The organism is Halomonas mongoliensis, from assembly GCF_052496345.1.
This window is the reverse complement of record NZ_CP199288.1, coordinates 1,072,665-1,090,220: the sequence shown is the minus strand read 5'-3', so window position 1 is coordinate 1,090,220 and position 17,556 is coordinate 1,072,665. Positions and strand designations below refer to the sequence as shown.

The window sequence follows — 17,556 nt, the reverse complement described above, 5'->3', positions numbered from 1 at the left end:
TCGCCGAGGAGGCATCCATGACACGACGCAAGCCCATTGCCACCGGTTCCGACTGGAACTTCGAGACCCTGGCCGAGTTCGAGCGCGAGATCGCCCGGCTGGCCGACGAGTACCGGCTCGACACCTACCCCAACCAGATCGAGGTGATCACCACCGAGCAGATGATGGACGCCTATGCCAGCGTCGGCATGCCGGTGGGCTACCACCACTGGTCCTTCGGCAAGCAGTTCCTCGCCGTGGAGCAGGCCTACCGGCGCGGTCAGATGGGGCTGGCCTACGAGCTGGTGATCAACTCCGACCCCTGCATCGCCTACCTGATGGAGGAGAACTCCTTGATGATGCAGGTGCTGGTGATGGCCCACGCCTGCTACGGCCACAACTCCTTCTTCAAGGGTAACTACCTGTTTCGTGCCTGGACCGACGCCGGCTCCATCGTCGACTACCTGGTGTTCGCTCGGAAGTACATCGCCCAGTGCGAGGAGCGTCACGGGGTGCGGGCGGTGGAGCAGCTGCTCGACGCCTGCCATGCCCTGCAGAACTACGGCGTCGACCGCTACAAGCGCCCCTCGCCGATCTCCGCCGAGGAGGAGGCGCGTCGCCAGAAGGAGCGCGAGGAGTACCTGCAGGCCCAGGTCAATACCCTGTGGCGCACCATTCCCGGGCGCCCCTCGGCGGAGGCGCTGGGGGATGGCCATGACGAGGAGGATCCCCTGGGGCTGCACGGCGGCGGCCGCTACCCCGCCGAGCCCCAGGAGAACCTGCTCTACTTCATCGAGAAGAACGCGCCGCTGCTGGCGCCCTGGCAGCGCGAGGTGGTGCGCATCGTGCGCAAGCTGGCCCAGTACTTCTATCCCCAGCGCCAGACCCAGGTGATGAACGAGGGGTGGGCCACCTTCTGGCACTACACCCTGATGAATCGTCTCTATGAGGAGGGGCTGGTGGACGAGGGGCTGATGCTGGAGTTCCTGCAGTCCCATACCGCCGTGGTCAACCAGCCCGACTTCGACAGCCCCTGGTTCAGCGGGATCAACCCCTATGCCCTTGGCTTTGCCATCTTCAGCGATCTCAAGCGCCTCTGCGAGGCCCCCACCGAGGAGGATCGCCGCTGGTTTCCGGACAGTGCCGGCAGCGACTGGCGGGAGACCCTGGAGTTCGCCATGAAGAACTTCAAGGACGAGTCCTTCATCCAGCAGTTCCTCTCACCCAAGGTGATTCGCGACCTCAAGCTCTTCATGGTGGTGGATGACGACCAGGAGGAGATGCTGGAGGTGAAGGCGATTCATGACGAGCGCGGCTACCGGCGCATCCGGGAGGCCCTGGCCACCCAGTACGCGCTCTCGGTGCGCGAGCCCAACATCCAGATCTACTCGGCGGATATCCGCGGCGACCGCTCGCTCACCCTGCGCCACGTCCAGGACAGCCGCCGCCCCCTGGCGCGCAGCGTCTATCCGGTGATTCGTCACCTGCACCAGCTGTGGGGCTTCCCCGTCCATCTCGAGTCGATGGAGGGCGACGAGGTGGTGAGGCGCTATCAGTGGCCGCTGCCCGAGGAGGCTGCCGCTCAGGCCTGAGGGGGCGGCCCTCCCTTGAGCGTCAGGGCCTGAAACGACGAAACCCGCGCCAAGGCGCGGGTTTCGCAATGATCGCAGCGGCGTTATGCTACTGCCGGGAGGGGATCAGGCCTGGGCGGTCCAGGACTGACACCAGCCCTTGGGCTCGACGCTGTTCTGCGGGAACAGGGTGCAGCCTTCGGTGCCTGCCTGGAAGAACATGCAGTTGTCGCAGTACTCGCCTTCCTCATAGGCCGGGTGGTCGGCAGCGTCGGCGGCGACTTCGACATAGTTCAGCGCCTGAGCCTGGTCGGCGCCCGGGTCGAGGCGCGGCAGGGTGTCGGCGAAGGCGCTCTTGGAGAGGATGCCGGCGCCCAGCGGCAGGGCGGCGAGGCCCATGAGGCTGTTGCGCATAAAGTCACGACGGCTCTGATTGGCCATGGGGTCTCCTTGTTCATCACGGTATCAGGCGGCTGCCTGGTCTGCTAATGGGTGGTTGGCCACCTCTTGCTCCGACAGGGCTGGCCCTGCGGAGTTCGCCAGACCATATTAGTAGAGAGAGGGTGGCGATGCGAATGGCACCTTGGGGGTGCGGCAAACTGACGCGCACCCCGTCATGCAACAGGGAGACCCGATGATCTTTAGCCGTTTTGCCTCGCCCCTGGGCGAGATCCTGCTCTGCGCTAGGCCCGAGGGCCTGTGCCAGCTGACCCTGGCCGCCGAGGGCCAGCCCGACCCTGAGGGGGCGGGGCGTGACGACGCCGCCCTGGTGGAGGCTCGCGACCAGCTGCTCGCCTACCTGGCCGGCCGGCGGCGCAGCTTCAGCCTGCCGCTGGCGCCGAGGGGCAGCGACTTCCAGCGCGAGGTCTGGTCGGCGCTGCTGCGGATTCCCTGGGGGGAGACCCGCACCTACGGTGAGCTGGCGCGTCGGCTGGGGCGCGAGGGGGCGGCCCGAGCCATCGGCACCGCCAACGGTGCCAATCCGCTGCCGATCCTGATCCCCTGCCATCGCGTGGTGGCCGCCGGCGGCCTGGGCGGATACAGCGGAGGCGTCGAGCGGAAGCGTCTCCTGCTGGCCCTGGAGGGGAGCCTGCCCGGCTGAGCGGCGATTCAGCCCGGCCCGGTGCGCTGCTATACTCGCGCCACTGCCGGCGGTTGCCGGCCTGTCGTTCACAGCGCCCTAGCGGGCCGCAGCAGGGAGAGTGCCCGATGCAGAATGCCGTCATCCTGATCAACGCCGAGAAGGGGCAGGTAAAGGCGGTGGCCGAGCGCCTTGCCGACGTCGAGGGGATCAGCGAGGTCTACTCCACCTGTGGCCGCTACGATCTGGTGGCCATCGCCCGTACCCGGGACTTCGAGAGCCTCGCCGAGTTGGTCACCGAGCGGCTCAATGTCGTGGAGGGCATTCGCGACACCGAGACCCTCAACGCCATGCAGGTGCACTCCCGCCACGATCTCGAGACCATGTTCTCCCTGGGCTGGTAGCCCCGGCGCCTAGCCGGGTGCCCCCGGGCGCCCGGCAGCCCCGCGCTGATTCCCTGCCCTCACTGGAAGCCGTTCAAGGATGAGTCGTCGTCGTTCCCCCATGACGCGCTGGCGCCGCCAGACGCGCCGCTTCGGCATTACCCTGCTCTTCGTGGTGGTCACCTCCGGCCTCTGGTATGGCCAGGAGCGCCAGGTGCGCGATCAGCTGGTCTGGATGGGGGTGCCGGAGTGGCAGAGCCTGTCGCCGACCAGCTTCCACCGGGTGCTGCGCAACGAGGGCTTTCTGGTGGGCTGGTCCGACGTGCGGGTCAATCCGCTCTGGGTCAGCTATCGCCTGCATGCCGTGGAGGAGCCGAGTGCCGGGCCGCGACCCGCCTTCCAGCGCGACTGGCGCACCCTCTGGCCGGTCGGGGCCGACCACTACGCCGGCAGCGGCTATGACCGCGGACATCTGGCGCCCAACTACGCCATCGCCGTGGTGCACGGCCCCCAGGCCCAGCGCGACACCTTCTACATGAGCAATATGAGTCCGCAGCGCCCCGATCTCAATCGGCGGCTGTGGCAGCGCCTGGAGGAGGTGGTGATCGACCACTTCGTGCCGCGCTTCGGCGAGGTGCAGGTGATTACCGGGCCGGTCTTCCCGGAGCGCTTCCTCGACAACGTGCTCAACCGGGTGGGGCTGGTGGAGATTCCCGAGGCCTTCTACAAGATCATCGCGGTGCCGGGCGAGGAGTCGCGGGTGCTGGCCTTCATCATGCCCCAGGAGGTGCGGGGGGATGAGCCGCTGGATGACTACCTGGTCAGCGTGGCCGAGGTGGAGGCGCGCACCGGCCTGAACTTCTTCCCCAACCTGCCCGAACCGGTCGCCGAGGTCCTGGAGGGGGAGGTGGTGACCCGCGGCTGGGCCCTGGAGGAGGTGGCGAGACGCCCCGGTCGCTTCTGAGGTCGTGGGGCCGAAAGGCGGGCACAAAAAAACCGCGATCGTGTCGCGGTTTCCTTTATGTCACTCTGTTACTGCCGTTTCTGGCTCAGCGGCATGATGCGATATGAAGTGGTGCCCAGGAGAGGACTTGAACCTCCACATCCGTAAGGATACTAGCACCTGAAGCTAGCGCGTCTACCAATTCCGCCACCTGGGCGCATCATGCATCTCGTCGTGTTCGCGGCTCCCGAAGGAGTGGTGCCCAGGAGAGGACTTGAACCTCCACGTCCGTAAGGACACTAGCACCTGAAGCTAGCGCGTCTACCAATTCCGCCACCTGGGCGAAGCACGAGCGAGTCAAACTGTAAAAGAGCGATGGTGCCCAGAAGAGGACTTGAACCTCCACGTCCGTAAGGACACTAGCACCTGAAGCTAGCGCGTCTACCAATTCCGCCATCTGGGCAAGCGACGCGTATGTTACCCGTTTCCGGCGCCAATGCAAGGGGGAAGGGGCGGTCCAGAGGGATTTTTTTGCCAGTCTTCGCCGTCGCCGAGGCATGCCGAGGTTGGGTGGTGGCGTCCGCGGCGCTATACTGCGCCCATGACAATAGACCTTATCAGCAAGACCCCATGCCCGCGGCGCCCGTGCGCCACCTCCCTCCTGCCGTCCCCGACCCTGCCAAGGATGCTTACCGCATGACTCACTGGACGCTCAGCGACGACCCGCACGCCAGCCGCGAGGCCCACAAGTACGATAACCCTGCCCCCAGCCGCGAATATCTGCTCGCCCGGCTCGAAGAGTATGGCAAGCCGATCACTCACGAGAAGATGAGCCGGCTGCTGGGCCTGGATGACGATGAGCTGCAGGAGGCGGTGCGTCGTCGCCTGGCGGCCATGGAGCGGGATGGCCAGGTGCTGCGCAACCGCGCCGGCGCCTATGCGCTGATCGACAAGCTCGATCTGATCCGCGGCAAGGTGCTCGGCCACCGCGACGGTTTCGGCTTCCTGATCCGCGAGGATGGCAAGAAGCCCGACCTGGTGCTGCCACCGCGGCAGATGCGTCGGGTCTTCCACGGCGACTACGTGCTGGCGCGGGTCAGCGGACGCGATCGCCGCGGTCGCGACGAGGCGACCATCGCCGAGGTGCTCTCCCACAACACCCAGACCATCGTCGGCGTCTATCGCGAGAATACCCCCGAGTTCGGGGTGCTGATCCCGGAGAACCCCCGTATCACCCAGGAGGTGATCATTCCGCACAGCGCCTGCGGCGGGGCGAAGGATGGCCAGGTGATCTCGGCGAAGATCGTCCAGCAGCCGGCCACCCGGGTGCAGCCGGTGGGCGAGGTGGTCGAGGTGCTCGGCGAGCGCATGGACCCGGGGATGGAGATCGATATCGCCATCCGCAGCTATGAGATCCCCGCCGAGTTCCCGCCGGAGGTCCACGACCAGATCGCCAGCATGTCCGCCGAGGTGGCCGAGGAGGACAAGGCTCACCGTGTCGACCTGCGCGACGTGCCGCTGGTCACCATCGATGACGAGAGCGCCAAGGACTTCGACGACGCCGTCTGCGCCTGGAAGACCAAGTCCGGCAGCTGGAAGCTGCTGGTGGCCATCGCCGACGTCTCCCACTACGTCCGCCCGGGCAGCGCCCTGGACCAGGAGGCGATCCGCCGCGGCAACTCGGTCTACTTCCCGGGGCAGGTGGTGCCGATGCTGCCGGAGCTGCTCTCCAACGGCCTCTGCTCCCTCAATCCCGACGTCGACCGCCTGGCCCTGGTCTGCGAGATGAACATCTCCCAGAGCGGCGCCATCAGCCGCTATCGCTTCTACGAGGGGGTGTTCCGCTCCCACGCCCGTCTCACCTACAACAAGGTGGCGGCGATCCTCGATGAGGACGACGCGAGCGGCGATGCCCTGCGCGAGGAGTATCGCGAGCTGGTGCCCACCCTGAAGAACCTGCACTCGCTCTACCGGGTGCTGCGGGAGGCTCGGGAGGCCCGCGGGGCCATCGACTTCGAGACCACCGAGACGGCGATCCTCTTCAACGAGGAGCGCAAGATCGAGAAGATCGTCCCGCGCAGCCGCAATGACGCCCACAAGCTGATCGAGGAGTGCATGCTGGCGGCCAACGTGGCCACGGCGCGCTTCCTCGACAAGCACGACCTGCCGGCGCTCTACCGCATCCACGAGCGCCCCTCCCCGGAGCGCCTCGACAAGCTGCGCCTCTTCCTCTCGGAGCTCGGGCTCTCGGTGGGCGGCGGCGACGAGCCGACCCCCCAGCACTACCAGGAGCTGGCCGAGGTGATCAAGGATCGCCCCGATGCCGACGTTATCCAGACGGTGATGCTGCGCTCCATGAGCCAGGCGGTCTATTCGCCCCATAACGAGGGGCACTTCGGCCTGGCCTATCCCGCCTACGCCCACTTCACCTCGCCGATCCGCCGCTATCCGGACCTGCTGGTGCATCGCGCCATCCGCTCGGTGATCCGCGGTCCGCGCCAGACCAATACGGTGCTGCGTGCCGAGGGGGCGCCGGTGGAGCCGCCCAGCAAGTGGTGCCCCTACACCTTCGAGCAGATGCTCGAGCTGGGTGAGCACTGCTCCATGACCGAGCGGCGCGCCGACGACGCCACCCGCGACGTGGAGGACTGGCTCAAGTGCGAGTTCATGTCCGACAAGCTCGGCGAGGTGTTCGACGGCACCATCGCCTCGGTGACCGGCTTCGGCATCTTCGTGCGCCTCGACGATGTCTTCGTGGAAGGCCTGGTGCACGTCACCTCGCTGCCCTCCGACTACTACCACTACGAGCCGGAGAAGCACCGTCTCAAGGGGGAGCGCAGCGGCATGAGCTACCGGCTGGGCGACGGCGTCAGCGTGCAGGTGGCCCGGGTCGACCTCGACGATCGCAAGATCGATTTTGCCCTGGCCGACGACAAGCCCCGCCCCAAGCGTGCGCCGCGCCGCCGCCGCGCGGTGGACGACGCTCCCGACATGGGGCGCGCCCGTGCCGGCGGCAAGGCACCCAAGGGCGAAGCCGACAAGACGGTAGAGAGCGACGGTAAGAAGCGCGGTGGTCGCCGGCGCCGCTCGCGCCGCTGAGCTGGTTTCGATTCGACTGCCAGGGGCGCCGCGGCCTGCCGCCGGCGCCCCTCCTTGTGCCACCGCCAGGATGAATGAGATGAAACAGAAGCGACCCCGCCGCGCCTCCGGCGCGGCTCCGGCCACTCCCGGCGGCCTCGAGGCCGTGTTCGGCGTGCATGCGGTGCGCGCCCTGCTCGAGCGGGGCGAGGCGCCTCGGGAGCTCTGGGTGCAGGAGGGCAGTGCCGGTGCCCGCCTGGCCGAGCTGGTGGAGGAGGCGCGCCGGCGCGGCGCCCGGGTGCAGAGCCGGCCTCGGGACGAGCTCGAGCGTCTGGCTCAGGGGGCGGCCCACCAGGGGATCGTTGCCTTCGCCGCGCCGCTCGCCTTTGCCGACGAGGCGACGCTGTGGTTCCAGCTGGAGGCCTGGCCCCGGGCCGAGCCGCCGCTGCTGCTGGTGCTCGACGGCATCACCGACGTGCACAATTTCGGCGCCTGCCTGCGCAGCGCCGATGCCGCCGGCGCCCACGGCGTGATCGTGGCAAAGGACAAGGCCGCGCCGCTCAATGCCACGGTGCGCAAGGTGGCCTGCGGGGCCGCGGAGAGCGTGCCGGTCTACCAGGTCACCAACCTGGCCCGGGCCCTGGAGCGGCTCAAGGCGCTTGGCGTCTGGATCACCGGTACCGCCGGTGAGGCCGAGGGACTGCTCTACCAGGCCGACCTCACCGGCCCCACCGCCCTGGTGATGGGTGCCGAGGGCAAGGGGATGCGACGCCTCACCCGGGAGGCCTGCGACCTGCTGGTCAAGCTGCCCATGGCCGGTAGCGTCTCGAGCCTCAACGTCTCGGTGGCCACCGGTATCTGTCTCTTCGAGGCGGTGCGCCAGCGTGGTGCACGGTCGCCCGCGGCGTAGCGGGCGTGCCCTGGGAGCATCAACGACAGCGCCTGCCGGATGGCAGGCGCTGTCGTATCGGTGGCAGTGCTGGGCTCAGCCTTCCGAGGTCTCCGCCGCTGCGGCTTTCGCCCGGGCGCTGCGGGGCGCTTCGGGGGCATTGAGGAAGGCCTCCAGGGAGTCATCCATGGCGTCCAGCCAGCGGGTATGGTGGGGTGGCGCCTGGGTGCCGGTCATCAGCGAGCGGTAGGACTTGTCGCGGAAGGTCATGATCCCTTCGTGCTTGTCCTTCTCCCACTCCAGGAAGGTCTGGTTGACCCCCTCGATATCGAAGCTAGGGTAGTCGGTGGCCTCGATCAGTCCCGCCACATAGTCACCCTGGAAGCGGATCATCGCCTCGTCGTCCTCCAGCGCTTCCTCGCGCTCGCGCCAGGCGCGGCTGTCGGCCGCCATGGCGTCGCGGTCGGGCAGGGCGATGCGCCCAAGAATCACGTCGCGCACGTACCAGGCCTGGGCGTCGAACATGTTGAAGGTGTACCACTGATCCTGCATGCCCAGGTAGAAGAGCTTGGGGTTGGCCTCCCAGACCACGCCCCGGTAGAGGTCCAGCGGCCACAGGCGGTTGCTGGTCTGCAGGCGCAGTGACTCCGGCAGGAAGGGGAAGTGGTGCAGATAGCCGGTGCAGAGAATGATGGCGTCCACCTGCTTGCTGCTGCCGTCGGCGAAGTAGGCGGTGTTGCCGTCGACCCGCTGCAGCAGCGGCTTCTCTTCCCAGTTCTCGGGCCAGTCGAAGCCCATGGGGCGGGTGCGATAGCAGCTGGTAATGCTGCGCACGCCGTACTTGTAGCACTGGGAGCCGATATCCTCGGCGGAGTAGCTGCTGCCCACCAGCAGCACGCTCTTGCCTTGAAACTCCAGGGCGTCGCGGAAATCGTGGGCGTGGAGGATGCGGCCGTTGAAGGTGTCGAAGCCCTCGAACTCCGGCACGTTGGGCGTGGAGAAGTGGCCTGAGGCCACCACCACATGGTCGAACACCTCGCTTTCGACCACGTCGCGATCATGGTCATGCACGGTGACCAGGAAGGTGCCGTCCGCCTCGCGGTACTCCACGTGGCGGACCGGGCAGTTGAAGCGGATGAAGCGGCGCACGCCGGCCTTCTCGACGCGACCCTTGATGTAGTCCCAGAGCACGGCGCGGGGCGGATAGGAGGCGATCGGCTTGCCGAAGTGCTCCTCGAAGGTGTAGTCGGCAAACTCCAGGCACTCCTTGGGGCCGTTGGACCACAGGTAGCGGTACATGCTGCTGTGAACGGGTTCGCCGTTGGCATCGAGGCCGGTACGCCAGGTGTAGTTCCACTGGCCGCCCCAGTCGCTCTGCTTCTCGAAGCAGACCAGGTCGACCGGCTCGGCGCCCTGGTCGAAGGCGGACTGGAAGGCTCGCAGCTGGGCCAGGCCGCTGGGGCCGGCGCCGATGATGGCAACGCGTTTGGTCATTCGCTACTCCGTGACGGATGCCGCCGTGGCGCGCTTGGCAGGCGCCCCGGCGGTATCGGGTGAACAAGAGATCCCCCTCCTGCGCCGCTGGTGGGGCGAGGAGAGCATGGATGAGGCTCGATGCGGCCTTTCCCCTGGGGCGGGGCCTGGTCCGGGGCGAGAGGGCGGTGCGGTGCGCCGGGCGCAAGGCGAGCGGGGTGGCGTGCCCGCTTCCAGGCAGGGCCTGTGAAGCGGATCGAGGCAATCCATAATTTTTCGTTATCAAATTATGGGTGTTTGATTATTATTGTCAACACTCCGGCGGCTGTCCCGGTCTCCTGCCCAGGCGCCTTCGGGCGATGGGGCGGGGCCTTGGCTTGCCATCCCCGTCGGTACTCTCTAGAATACCTGCGCCCGTTCGTCCATCGAGCGGGCATTCGTGTTTTTCCGAATCACCTCCTTGCTTCCCTGGAGTCAAGACCTCCCGAGGAAGCTGCCAAACCGCAAGGAGATCCCATGCGTCACTACGAAATCGTGTTCATGGTCCACCCGGACCAGAGCGAGCAGGTTCCGGCCATGGTCGAGCGCTACACCAGCCTCGTCACCGAGAACGGCGGTACCGTGCATCGCCTCGAGGATTGGGGCCGTCGTCACCTGGCCTACCCGATCAACAAGATACACAAGGCTCACTACGTGCTGATGAACGTGGAGTGCGAAGGCGAGACCCTCGACGAGATCGAGAACATCTTCCGCTTCAACGACGCCATCATTCGCAGCCTGGTCGTGCGCTGCAAGGAAGCGATCACCGAAGCTTCCCCGATGATGAAGCCGGTGGAAGAGAAGCGCGCCCGTCGCGAAGACAAGCCCCGCGCCGAAACTGCCTGATCTCACCCATCGCACGTCTGAAGGAGTCTTCACATGGCACGCTTTTTCCGCCGCCGCAAGTTCTGCCGTTTCACCGCCGAGGGCGTGAAGCAGATCGACTACAAGGATCTGGACACCCTCAAGGCCTACATCACCGAGACCGGCAAGATCGTTCCCAGCCGCATCACCGGTACCAAGGCCCGTTATCAGCGCCAGCTGGCCACCGCTGTCAAGCGCGCCCGCTACCTGGCCCTGCTGCCCTACACCGATAGCCACCAGTAAGCGCCTGGCGTGATGCTCGCAATCGCCCGCTGGATGATGCGGGGCACGCCCTACGCCGTCGGCGGGGCCGCCCTCTCCACGCTGATCCCCTGGCTGTTCTGGCTGGGGGCCGCCATCGCGGCCCTGGTCACCCTGCGTCGTGGGCTGTCACCGGCGCTGCCGGTGATCGTCGCGGCCGGGGTGCCGGCCGGCTGGTGGTGGGCCCAGGGCGACGTCATTCCGCTGACCAGTGTGCTGCTGGTGACGCTGATGGCCGTCGTGCTGCGCTCCCGCATGCGCTGGAGCGAGGCGCTGATCGCCGGCGCCCTGGTCGGCGCCGGGATGATCCAGTTCGGCGTCTTCCTGCCGCCGGGCGGGGCGGGGCCCATGCTGGAGCAGCTGCGCCAGGGGTCTCCCGAGGTGGAGCGCCTGCTCAGCGAGCTGGCCAGCCAGGGGCTCGATACCGAGCAGCTGGCCGGAATGCTGATCGGCGGTATCACGGGGCTGGTGGTGCTGATTGCCGCCGTGGCCTGCCTGGCCCTGGCGCGCAGCTGGCAGGCGGGGCTCTACAACCCCGGGGGCTTCCGCGAGGAGTTCCACGCCATGCGCCTCACCTCCCGGGAGCTCGCCGTGCTGGTGGTCCTCGGGGTCGTGGGCGCCGTGCTCGGGCTGCCGGCACTCGGCATGCTGCTGTGGATACCGCTGCTGGTCGCCGGCATCGCGCTGGTACACGGTTATATCGGACTGAAAGGGATGAACGGGCTGTGGCTGATCCTCTTCTATGTGCTGTTGATCACCACCTGGCCCATGATTCTGATCGTGCTGCTGCTGGCCTTCATCGACGTCTTCGCGGATTTCCGCGGGCGCATCGCCAGCCGCAACTGACAAGAGGTTAACGAGATGGAAGTCATTCTGCTCGACAATATTGGCAAGCTCGGCGGCCTGGGTGACCAGGTGACCGTCAAGCCCGGCTACGGCCGCAACTACCTGGTGCCCTACGGCCTCGCCGTGCCGGCCTCCAAGGAGAACATCGAGGCCTTCCAGGCCCAGCGCGCCGAGCTCGAGGCCCAGGCCGCCGAGCGCAAGGCCGAGGCCGAGGCTCGCGCTGAGCAGCTCAACGAGATCGAACTCTCCCTGGTCGCCAAGGCCGGCGACGAGGGCAAGCTGTTCGGCTCCATCGGTCCCCGCGACCTGGCTGAGGCCATCGCCTCTGCCGGCTTCGACGTGGCCAAGAGCGAAGTGAAGATGCCGGAAGGCCCGATTCGTGCCACCGGCGAGTACGACATCCACCTGCAGCTGCATGCGGAAGTCGACGCCACCGTGCGCGTGGTGGTCGTGGCCGAATAAGCCGCGTCCGCAGCGCCAGATGAGGGGCGCGGGGAGAGATCCCCGCGCCCCTCGTCGTTTCGCTACCCCCGGCCAGGCCCTGGCCGCAGACGTTGGGCTCGCCCATGCGGCCTGCCGCTCGTCTGGGGTAGAATAGCCTCCCCGCAACGCCCAGGTTGAGTCACGCCATGTCTGAGATCCTCGAGCAGGACAAGGAAACCGCCGCCCTCAAGGTGCCGCCCCACTCGCTCGAGGCGGAGCAGTCGGTGCTGGGCGGGCTGATGCTCGACAACCAGGCCTGGGATAACGTCGCCGACCGCCTGGTGGCCGACGACTTCTACCGCTACGAGCACCGCCTGATCTTCAACGTCATGGCGGAGCTGGCCGAGGCGGCCCGCCCCCTGGACGTGGTGACCCTCTCCGAGGCGCTGGAAGGGCGCGACCAGCTCGATACCGTGGGCGGTCTCGCCTACCTGGCGGAGCTGGCCCGCAATACCCCCTCGGCGAGCAATATCCGCGCCTATGCCGATATCGTTCGCGAGCGGGCCACCCTGCGCAAGCTGATCCGCGCCGCCAGCCAGATCGCCGACGGCGCCTTCAGCCCCCAGGGGCGGCCGGCGGACGAGCTGGTCGATGAGGCGGAACGCCTGGTCTTCCAGATCAGCGAGGAGCGCCCCAAGTCGGGCGGGCCCATCGGCATGAGCGAGTTGCTCGCCAAGGCGGTGGACCGCATCGACGAACTCTTCAACATGAAGGGGGAGATGACCGGTATCTCCACCGGCTTCCGTGACCTGGACGAGATGACCTCGGGCCTGCAGCCCTCTGACCTGGTGATCATCGCGGGCAGACCCTCCATGGGCAAGACCACCTTCGCCATGAACCTGGTGGAGCATGCGGTGATCGCCAGCGACCGGCCGGTGATGGTGTTCTCCATGGAGATGCCCGCCGAGTCGCTGATGTTGCGCATGCTTTCGTCGCTGGGGCGCATCGACCAGACCCGGGTGCGTACCGGGCAGCTGGAGGACGAGGACTGGCCGCGGCTCACCTCGGCGGTCAATCTGCTCAAGGACAAGCAGCTGTTCATCGATGACACCGCGGCGCTCTCGCCCAACGAGATGCGCTCGCGCATCCGCCGGGTGGTGCGAGAGCACGGCAACCTGGCGCTGGTGATGATCGACTACCTGCAGCTGATGCAGATTCCCGGTTTCTCCGAGAATCGCACCGGCGAGATCTCCGAGATCTCCCGCTCGCTCAAGGGCATGGCCAAGGAGTTCGGCTGTCCGGTGGTGGCGCTCTCCCAGCTCAACCGCTCCCTCGAGCAGCGGCCCAACAAGCGCCCGGTGATGTCGGACCTGCGCGAGTCGGGCGCCATCGAGCAGGACGCCGACGTGATCGCCTTCGTCTATCGCGATGAGGTCTACAATCCGGATAACCCCGACAATCAGGGGCTCGCCGAGCTGATCATCGGCAAGCAGCGTAACGGCCCCATCGGCACGGTGCACATGGCCTTCATCGGCAAGTACACCCGCTTCGAGGACCTGGCGCCGGACAGCTACGGCGACACCTTCGGCGAGTGAGTCGGGCGGACGGGTTGAGCCGGGCCGCTGGGCCCGTATAATGCCCAGCCCCTGGAGCCGAGCGGCACCCCGTGCCGCCGGCCGAACAGCATCGAGCGAAAGGAGAGAACATGGCAGGCGGATTCCGGCGCGGTAATCGGCAGCGCACCCCCAAGCTGGAGGCGCGCGGTGAACTCCAGTCCCTGGAGCGCGAGGGCCCCTTCAAGGAGTGGCTGGGCATGCCCGACCTCTACCGCTATCAGCTGGTGGTGGAGGGGGAGAGCTACAGCTACCAGACCGAAGACGCCGAGCTGCCGGTGCAGGTCGGCGACCGCGTGGTGTTCCGCTACAAGGAGACCAAGGCGGGCAAGTGGATCGACCGCAACTCCCTGGGCAAGGCGATCGATCCCTCCAGCTATCAGTAACTTGCGGAACCCTCCCGGGCATCGATGGTCATAGCGTCCACATGCAGCCGTCATCCAGATGTCATCTCATGGCGTCAGGCTGTGCGGAGCAGCAATCACAAGATTCCCAGGAGGGAAGCATGGAATTCAAGGACCTCAAGGCCTTCGCGGCCCAGCATGACAACTACGAGATCCGCGTCATCGGCCATGCCGGCAGCCGCTTCTATCAGGTGGAGCTGGAGGACATCGAGGGCCAGCGCCATATGCTGACCCACCGGGGCAAGCCGGTGCTCTACCGCGCCCTGGACGACGTCTATCTGGAGCTCAAGCGCGCCGGCATCCATCGTGCCTATCTGGTGCAGTACGTGCCCCACGATGAGGTGATCGGCCGCGACGCTCACTACCAGGATCCGCTCACCTCGCGGATGCCGCTGGTGTTCTAGAGCCCCCACGCCGCCCGGAGCAACAGCGCTCCCTTTCCCGCCTACCGCTTCCGCCGCCGTCCCTCAAGCCAGCGCCCCAGGCGCACCCGGCGGCGGGCAAACCAGAGATACCCAGCGTCCAGCGCGGCCGCCACCCCCGGCAGGCTGCTTAGCCACACCAGCCTTCGATACCCCAGCACGGCGTAGAGCGCCCGGCTGGCGTCCATGCCGATGAACCAGCGCCCCTCGGCGTCCTGCAGGTGCAGTCGTCCCATCATCGCCTCGAAGCGCTTCCCCAGGGCCTCGGCATCGAACTCCGGCGCCTGGATATCCACCAGGGCCACGCGTTCCCGACGCGGGTGGCGCGAGAGCCAGGCCACCTCTCGCTGGCAGAGCGGGCAGTGGCCGTCGTGATAGAGGGTGACCGGGGGGGTGGCGGAGAGGGCGGCGCGTCGACTCATGGGGTGTCCTCAGGATGCGTGGGCTCGTGGGGAACCGGCTCGGAGGCGTAGCCGGCCAGGTGGTGGCGGCGCTGCTCGTGTGCGGCGTCGCGCCAGGCGCTCGAGCGGGGCAGCGCGTCCAGGAAGGCCTGGGCCTGTTCCCGCATGGCCGAGCGCTTCGCGTCGCTCATCCTCGTCAGCGAGCCGTAGATCAGCTTCATGCGCGGGTTGGCGGAGAGGGTCTCGGCGTGGCGCTCGAGGAAGCGCCAGTAGAGGCTGTTGAGGGGGCAGGCGCCCTCGCCGGTGACCTTCTTCGGGTCGAAGCGGCAGTGGCGGCAGTGGTCCGACATGCGGTCGATATACTTGCCCGAAGCGCAGTAGGGCTTGGAGCCCATCAGGCCGCCGTCGGCGTGCAGCACCATGCCCAGCACGTTGGGCAGCTCCACCCATTCGCAGGCGTCGGCGTAGACCGCCAGGTACCAGTCACAGAGCGCCTCGGGGGAGACGTCGCAGAGCAGGGCGATGTTGCCGGTGACCATCAGCCGCTGGATATGGTGGGCGTAGGCATTGTCGCGGGTCATCTCGATGGCCCGGCGCAGGCAGCGCAGCTCGGTGTCGCCGCTCCAGTAGCAGGCGGGCAGCTCGCCGTTTGCTCCCAGGGCGTTGCCGCGCTTGTAGTCGGGCATGCGAGTCCAGTAGAGGCCGCGCACATACTCCCGCCAGCCCAGAATCTGGCGGATGAAGCCCTCCACCGAGTTGAGGGGCGCGCGCCCCTCGAGGTACTCCCGCTCGGCGGCTTCGCACACCTCCCGGGGGGAGAGCAGGCCGATATTGAGCGCCGCCGAGAGCCGGGAGTGGAAGAGGAAGGGCTCGCTGTCGCTGATGGCGTCCTGGTAGCGGCCAAAGTCGGGCAGCAGGTGAGCCAGGAAGTGGCGCAGGTCGACCAGCGCCTGGCGCCGCGTCACCGGCCACTGAAAGCCCGCCAGGCTGCCGAAGTGATCGCCGAAATGCTCCTCGACCAGGGCCATCACCGCCTCGGTGGTGGCGTCCAGGCCGTGGCGGGGCGCGGCGGGTATCTCGAGGGCATCGGGCAGCGGCTCACGGTTGTCCTGATCGTAGTTCCACTTGCCGCCGGCGGCGGCGCCGCCCTCCATCAGCAGGCCTGTACGGCGACGTAGTTCGCGATAGAAGTACTCCAGGCGCAGCGCCTTGCGGCCGTCTGCCCAGGCGGCGAATGCCTCCGGCGTGGTGTAGAAGCGGTCGTCCTCGATCAGGCGCCAGGGGAGGGGGGCGCCCGCACGCGCCGTCATTGCCTGCCACAGTCGCCACTCGCCGGGGCGCACCGCACGGATCTCGTCGCAGCCGTAGAGGGCCGCCAGGCGCTCGGCCTCCGGGATCAGCGACTGCAGGTTGTCGGGATCGTCCAGTGCGCTGTAGTGCACCCGCAGGCCGCGCCGGCGCAGCGCCTCGGCGAAGTGGCGCATGGCGGAGAGGATCAGGGCGACCTTCTGAGGATGATGGGGCACGTAGCGCCCTTCACCGGCCACTTCGCACAGCGCCACCACGGCGTCGTCGGGCAGGTCGCCCAGGCTGGCAAGGTCGGTGCTCAGCTGGTCGCCGAGGATCAGCACCAGGGGGCGGGGCATGTTGTTTACCTCAAGCTGTACAAATAAATTTGATAGTACAACTCGATCACCCCTCAGGGCGAGGGGCCTGATACACTAGCCGCATCACACCATCCAGCGCGCATCGATCAAGGAGCCCAGCCATGACCACCTCGACCAAGGAACCGGCCAACGCTGCCATGGACCGCCCCGGCGAGGGTCGCCTGGCCCACGCCCCCGCCGACCATCCGCCCGTTCGGCGCGCCCGAGTCGGCGTGGTGCTGGCCAACCTGGGCACCCCGGACGCCACCGACTACTGGTCCATGCGCCGCTACCTCAGCGAGTTTCTCTCCGACAAGCGGGTGGTGGACTACCCGAGCTGGAAGTGGCAGCCGCTGCTGCAGCTGATCATCCTGTCGCGGCGCCCCTTCAAGTCCGGGGAGGCCTATCGCAGCATCTGGAACACCGAGAAGGACGAAAGCCCGCTCTTGACCATTACCCGGGAGCAGACCCGCAAGGTGGCCGAGGGGCTCGAGGGGCTGTTCGGCGACGGAGTGATGGTCGACTTCTGCATGCGCTACGGCAACCCCTCCACCGACAGTGTGCTCAAGCGCATGCAGGCGGCGGGCTGCGAGAAGATCCTCTTCTTCCCGCTCTACCCCCAGTACGCCTCGCCGACCACGGCCACCGCCAATGACCACGCCTTCCGCACCCTGATGCAGCTCAAGTGGCAGCCCGCCCTGCGCACCGTGCCCGCCTACTTCGAACACCCGCGCTATATCGAGGCGCTGGCCAATACGGTGCGCGAGGGCTATGCCGCCGCCGAGACCCCGCCGGAGGTGCTGGTGGCCTCCTACCACGGGGTGCCCAAGCGCTTCCTGATGGAGGGCGACCCCTACCACTGCCAGTGCCAGAAGACCACGCGGCTGCTGCGCGAGGCGCTGGGCTGGGAGGCGGACGCCGTCCAGACCGCCTTCCAGTCCCAGTTCGGTCCCGAGGAGTGGGTGGGGCCCCAGACGGTGGAGCACGTCGCCGAGCTGGCCCGCCAGGGGAAGAAGCATATCGCGGTGATCTCGCCGGCCTTCGCCTCGGACTGCGTGGAGACCCTGGAGGAGATCGAGGAGGAGATCCGCGAGGCCTTTATCGAGGCGGGGGGCGAGACCTTCACCTACATTCCCTGCCTCAACGACCGCGACGACCATATCGCCGCGCTGCTGGCGGTGATCGAGAACGAACTCGCCGGCTGGGTCAGCCGCCAGGCCTGAGGCGTGATGCCCGCCCC

At 67.3% G+C, this 17,556-nt stretch carries 18 protein-coding genes and 3 tRNA genes; 14 read left to right on the top strand and 7 right to left on the bottom strand.

The window, feature by feature from the left end; genetic code table 11:
• The first annotated feature begins 17 nt into the window (after positions 1-17).
• Complete coding sequence (locus ACRYRV_RS05040; RefSeq protein ID WP_299316746.1) at positions 18-1,571, top strand: SpoVR family protein; 1,554 nt, start codon at positions 18-20, stop codon at positions 1,569-1,571.
• Between the two features lie 105 nt (positions 1,572-1,676).
• On the opposite strand, the gene ACRYRV_RS05035 is transcribed toward ACRYRV_RS05040, so the two are convergent.
• Positions 1,677-1,991 carry a high-potential iron-sulfur protein gene (locus ACRYRV_RS05035; RefSeq protein WP_253449370.1) on the bottom strand — a complete coding sequence of 105 codons (315 nt, stop codon included), beginning with the start codon at positions 1,989-1,991 and terminating at the stop codon, positions 1,677-1,679.
• A 193-nt stretch (positions 1,992-2,184) separates the two neighbouring features.
• On the opposite strand from ACRYRV_RS05035, the gene ACRYRV_RS05030 reads away from it, so the two are divergent.
• The 3 genes from ACRYRV_RS05030 to ACRYRV_RS05020 all read left to right on the top strand — a co-directional run bounded on the left by ACRYRV_RS05030 (position 2,185) and on the right by ACRYRV_RS05020 (position 3,978).
• Positions 2,185-2,652, top strand: coding sequence for a methylated-DNA--[protein]-cysteine S-methyltransferase (locus ACRYRV_RS05030; protein WP_253449372.1), 468 nt, complete (start codon positions 2,185-2,187; stop codon positions 2,650-2,652).
• 107 nt (positions 2,653-2,759) lie between these two features.
• Positions 2,760-3,035, top strand: coding sequence for an Lrp/AsnC family transcriptional regulator (locus ACRYRV_RS05025; RefSeq protein WP_253449375.1), 276 nt, complete (start codon positions 2,760-2,762; stop codon positions 3,033-3,035).
• A 79-nt stretch (positions 3,036-3,114) separates the two neighbouring features.
• Entirely contained in the window at positions 3,115-3,978 is an 864-nt protein-coding gene (locus ACRYRV_RS05020; protein ID WP_444985756.1) for a DNA/RNA non-specific endonuclease, read from the top strand.
• A gap of 109 nt (positions 3,979-4,087) precedes the next feature.
• On the opposite strand, the gene ACRYRV_RS05015 is transcribed toward ACRYRV_RS05020, so the two are convergent.
• The 3 genes from ACRYRV_RS05015 to ACRYRV_RS05005 all read right to left on the bottom strand — a co-directional run bounded on the left by ACRYRV_RS05015 (position 4,088) and on the right by ACRYRV_RS05005 (position 4,420).
• Positions 4,088-4,174 (bottom strand) — tRNA-Leu (locus ACRYRV_RS05015).
• Positions 4,175-4,213: 39 nt separating this feature from the next.
• Positions 4,214-4,300: transfer RNA gene (locus ACRYRV_RS05010), tRNA-Leu, on the bottom strand.
• 33 nt (positions 4,301-4,333) lie between these two features.
• Positions 4,334-4,420, bottom strand: a tRNA-Leu gene (locus ACRYRV_RS05005).
• A gap of 233 nt (positions 4,421-4,653) precedes the next feature.
• Between ACRYRV_RS05005 and rnr the strand changes: the two genes are divergently transcribed.
• Positions 4,654-7,056, top strand: coding sequence for a ribonuclease R (gene rnr / locus ACRYRV_RS05000; protein WP_444985757.1), 2,403 nt, complete (start codon positions 4,654-4,656; stop codon positions 7,054-7,056).
• A 79-nt stretch (positions 7,057-7,135) separates the two neighbouring features.
• Positions 7,136-7,945, top strand: coding sequence for a 23S rRNA (guanosine(2251)-2'-O)-methyltransferase RlmB (rlmB, locus tag ACRYRV_RS04995; protein ID WP_253449382.1), 810 nt, complete (start codon positions 7,136-7,138; stop codon positions 7,943-7,945).
• 75 nt (positions 7,946-8,020) lie between these two features.
• On the opposite strand, the gene ACRYRV_RS04990 is transcribed toward rlmB, so the two are convergent.
• Positions 8,021-9,418, bottom strand: a complete 1,398-nt coding sequence (locus tag ACRYRV_RS04990; RefSeq protein WP_444985758.1) for an NAD(P)-binding domain-containing protein — start codon at positions 9,416-9,418, stop codon at positions 8,021-8,023.
• A 495-nt stretch (positions 9,419-9,913) separates the two neighbouring features.
• Here ACRYRV_RS04990 and rpsF point away from each other — a divergent pair, with 495 nt between their 5' ends.
• The 7 genes from rpsF (at position 9,914) to ACRYRV_RS04955 (ending at position 14,251) form a co-directional block, all read left to right on the top strand.
• Positions 9,914-10,282, top strand: a complete 369-nt coding sequence (rpsF, locus tag ACRYRV_RS04985; protein WP_253449386.1) for a 30S ribosomal protein S6 — start codon at positions 9,914-9,916, stop codon at positions 10,280-10,282.
• A 33-nt stretch (positions 10,283-10,315) separates the two neighbouring features.
• A complete protein-coding gene (gene rpsR / locus ACRYRV_RS04980) occupies positions 10,316-10,543 on the top strand; it encodes a 30S ribosomal protein S18 (protein ID WP_023004506.1) in 228 nt (75 codons plus the stop codon).
• A gap of 12 nt (positions 10,544-10,555) precedes the next feature.
• Positions 10,556-11,407 carry a hypothetical protein gene (locus tag ACRYRV_RS04975; protein ID WP_253449388.1) on the top strand — a complete coding sequence of 284 codons (852 nt, stop codon included), beginning with the start codon at positions 10,556-10,558 and terminating at the stop codon, positions 11,405-11,407.
• A gap of 15 nt (positions 11,408-11,422) precedes the next feature.
• Positions 11,423-11,869, top strand: a complete 447-nt coding sequence (gene rplI, locus ACRYRV_RS04970; protein ID WP_253449390.1) for a 50S ribosomal protein L9 — start codon at positions 11,423-11,425, stop codon at positions 11,867-11,869.
• A gap of 167 nt (positions 11,870-12,036) precedes the next feature.
• Entirely contained in the window at positions 12,037-13,425 is a 1,389-nt protein-coding gene (gene dnaB / locus ACRYRV_RS04965) for a replicative DNA helicase (RefSeq protein WP_444985759.1), read from the top strand.
• Between the two features lie 110 nt (positions 13,426-13,535).
• Positions 13,536-13,829, top strand: a complete 294-nt coding sequence (locus tag ACRYRV_RS04960; RefSeq protein WP_253449393.1) for a hypothetical protein — start codon at positions 13,536-13,538, stop codon at positions 13,827-13,829.
• A gap of 119 nt (positions 13,830-13,948) precedes the next feature.
• Positions 13,949-14,251, top strand: a complete 303-nt coding sequence (locus ACRYRV_RS04955) for a DUF6482 family protein (protein WP_253449395.1) — start codon at positions 13,949-13,951, stop codon at positions 14,249-14,251.
• 41 nt (positions 14,252-14,292) lie between these two features.
• On the opposite strand, the gene ACRYRV_RS04950 is transcribed toward ACRYRV_RS04955, so the two are convergent.
• Both ACRYRV_RS04950 and ACRYRV_RS04945 read right to left on the bottom strand, forming a co-directional pair.
• Positions 14,293-14,691: a thiol-disulfide oxidoreductase DCC family protein gene (locus ACRYRV_RS04950; protein ID WP_309637535.1), complete on the bottom strand. Its 399-nt coding sequence runs from the start codon at positions 14,689-14,691 to the stop codon at positions 14,293-14,295.
• Positions 14,688-16,316, bottom strand: a complete 1,629-nt coding sequence (locus ACRYRV_RS04945) for a cryptochrome/photolyase family protein (RefSeq protein WP_444985760.1) — start codon at positions 16,314-16,316, stop codon at positions 14,688-14,690. The genes ACRYRV_RS04950 and ACRYRV_RS04945 overlap by 4 nt, the downstream gene beginning before the upstream one ends.
• A 122-nt stretch (positions 16,317-16,438) precedes the next feature.
• Between ACRYRV_RS04945 and hemH the strand changes: the two genes are divergently transcribed.
• The gene (gene hemH, locus ACRYRV_RS04940; RefSeq protein WP_444985761.1) at positions 16,439-17,539 is read left to right on the top strand and encodes a ferrochelatase; all 1,101 of its coding nucleotides are present in this window, start codon (positions 16,439-16,441) and stop codon (positions 17,537-17,539) included.
• The last annotated feature ends 17 nt before the right edge of the window (positions 17,540-17,556 follow it).

Coding starts and splice junctions, on each gene's coding strand:
- ACRYRV_RS05040 (WP_299316746.1), top strand. CDS start 18: ATGACACGACGCAAGCCCATTGCCACCGGTTCCGACTGGAACTTCGAG.
- ACRYRV_RS05035 (WP_253449370.1), bottom strand. CDS start 1,991: ATGGCCAATCAGAGCCGTCGTGACTTTATGCGCAACAGCCTCATGGGC.
- ACRYRV_RS05030 (WP_253449372.1), top strand. CDS start 2,185: ATGATCTTTAGCCGTTTTGCCTCGCCCCTGGGCGAGATCCTGCTCTGC.
- ACRYRV_RS05025 (WP_253449375.1), top strand. CDS start 2,760: ATGCAGAATGCCGTCATCCTGATCAACGCCGAGAAGGGGCAGGTAAAG.
- ACRYRV_RS05020 (WP_444985756.1), top strand. CDS start 3,115: ATGAGTCGTCGTCGTTCCCCCATGACGCGCTGGCGCCGCCAGACGCGC.
- rnr (WP_444985757.1), top strand. CDS start 4,654: ATGACTCACTGGACGCTCAGCGACGACCCGCACGCCAGCCGCGAGGCC.
- rlmB (WP_253449382.1), top strand. CDS start 7,136: ATGAAACAGAAGCGACCCCGCCGCGCCTCCGGCGCGGCTCCGGCCACT.
- ACRYRV_RS04990 (WP_444985758.1), bottom strand. CDS start 9,418: ATGACCAAACGCGTTGCCATCATCGGCGCCGGCCCCAGCGGCCTGGCC.
- rpsF (WP_253449386.1), top strand. CDS start 9,914: ATGCGTCACTACGAAATCGTGTTCATGGTCCACCCGGACCAGAGCGAG.
- rpsR (WP_023004506.1), top strand. CDS start 10,316: ATGGCACGCTTTTTCCGCCGCCGCAAGTTCTGCCGTTTCACCGCCGAG.
- ACRYRV_RS04975 (WP_253449388.1), top strand. CDS start 10,556: ATGCTCGCAATCGCCCGCTGGATGATGCGGGGCACGCCCTACGCCGTC.
- rplI (WP_253449390.1), top strand. CDS start 11,423: ATGGAAGTCATTCTGCTCGACAATATTGGCAAGCTCGGCGGCCTGGGT.
- dnaB (WP_444985759.1), top strand. CDS start 12,037: ATGTCTGAGATCCTCGAGCAGGACAAGGAAACCGCCGCCCTCAAGGTG.
- ACRYRV_RS04960 (WP_253449393.1), top strand. CDS start 13,536: ATGGCAGGCGGATTCCGGCGCGGTAATCGGCAGCGCACCCCCAAGCTG.
- ACRYRV_RS04955 (WP_253449395.1), top strand. CDS start 13,949: ATGGAATTCAAGGACCTCAAGGCCTTCGCGGCCCAGCATGACAACTAC.
- ACRYRV_RS04950 (WP_309637535.1), bottom strand. CDS start 14,691: ATGAGTCGACGCGCCGCCCTCTCCGCCACCCCCCCGGTCACCCTCTAT.
- ACRYRV_RS04945 (WP_444985760.1), bottom strand. CDS start 16,316: ATGCCCCGCCCCCTGGTGCTGATCCTCGGCGACCAGCTGAGCACCGAC.
- hemH (WP_444985761.1), top strand. CDS start 16,439: ATGACCACCTCGACCAAGGAACCGGCCAACGCTGCCATGGACCGCCCC.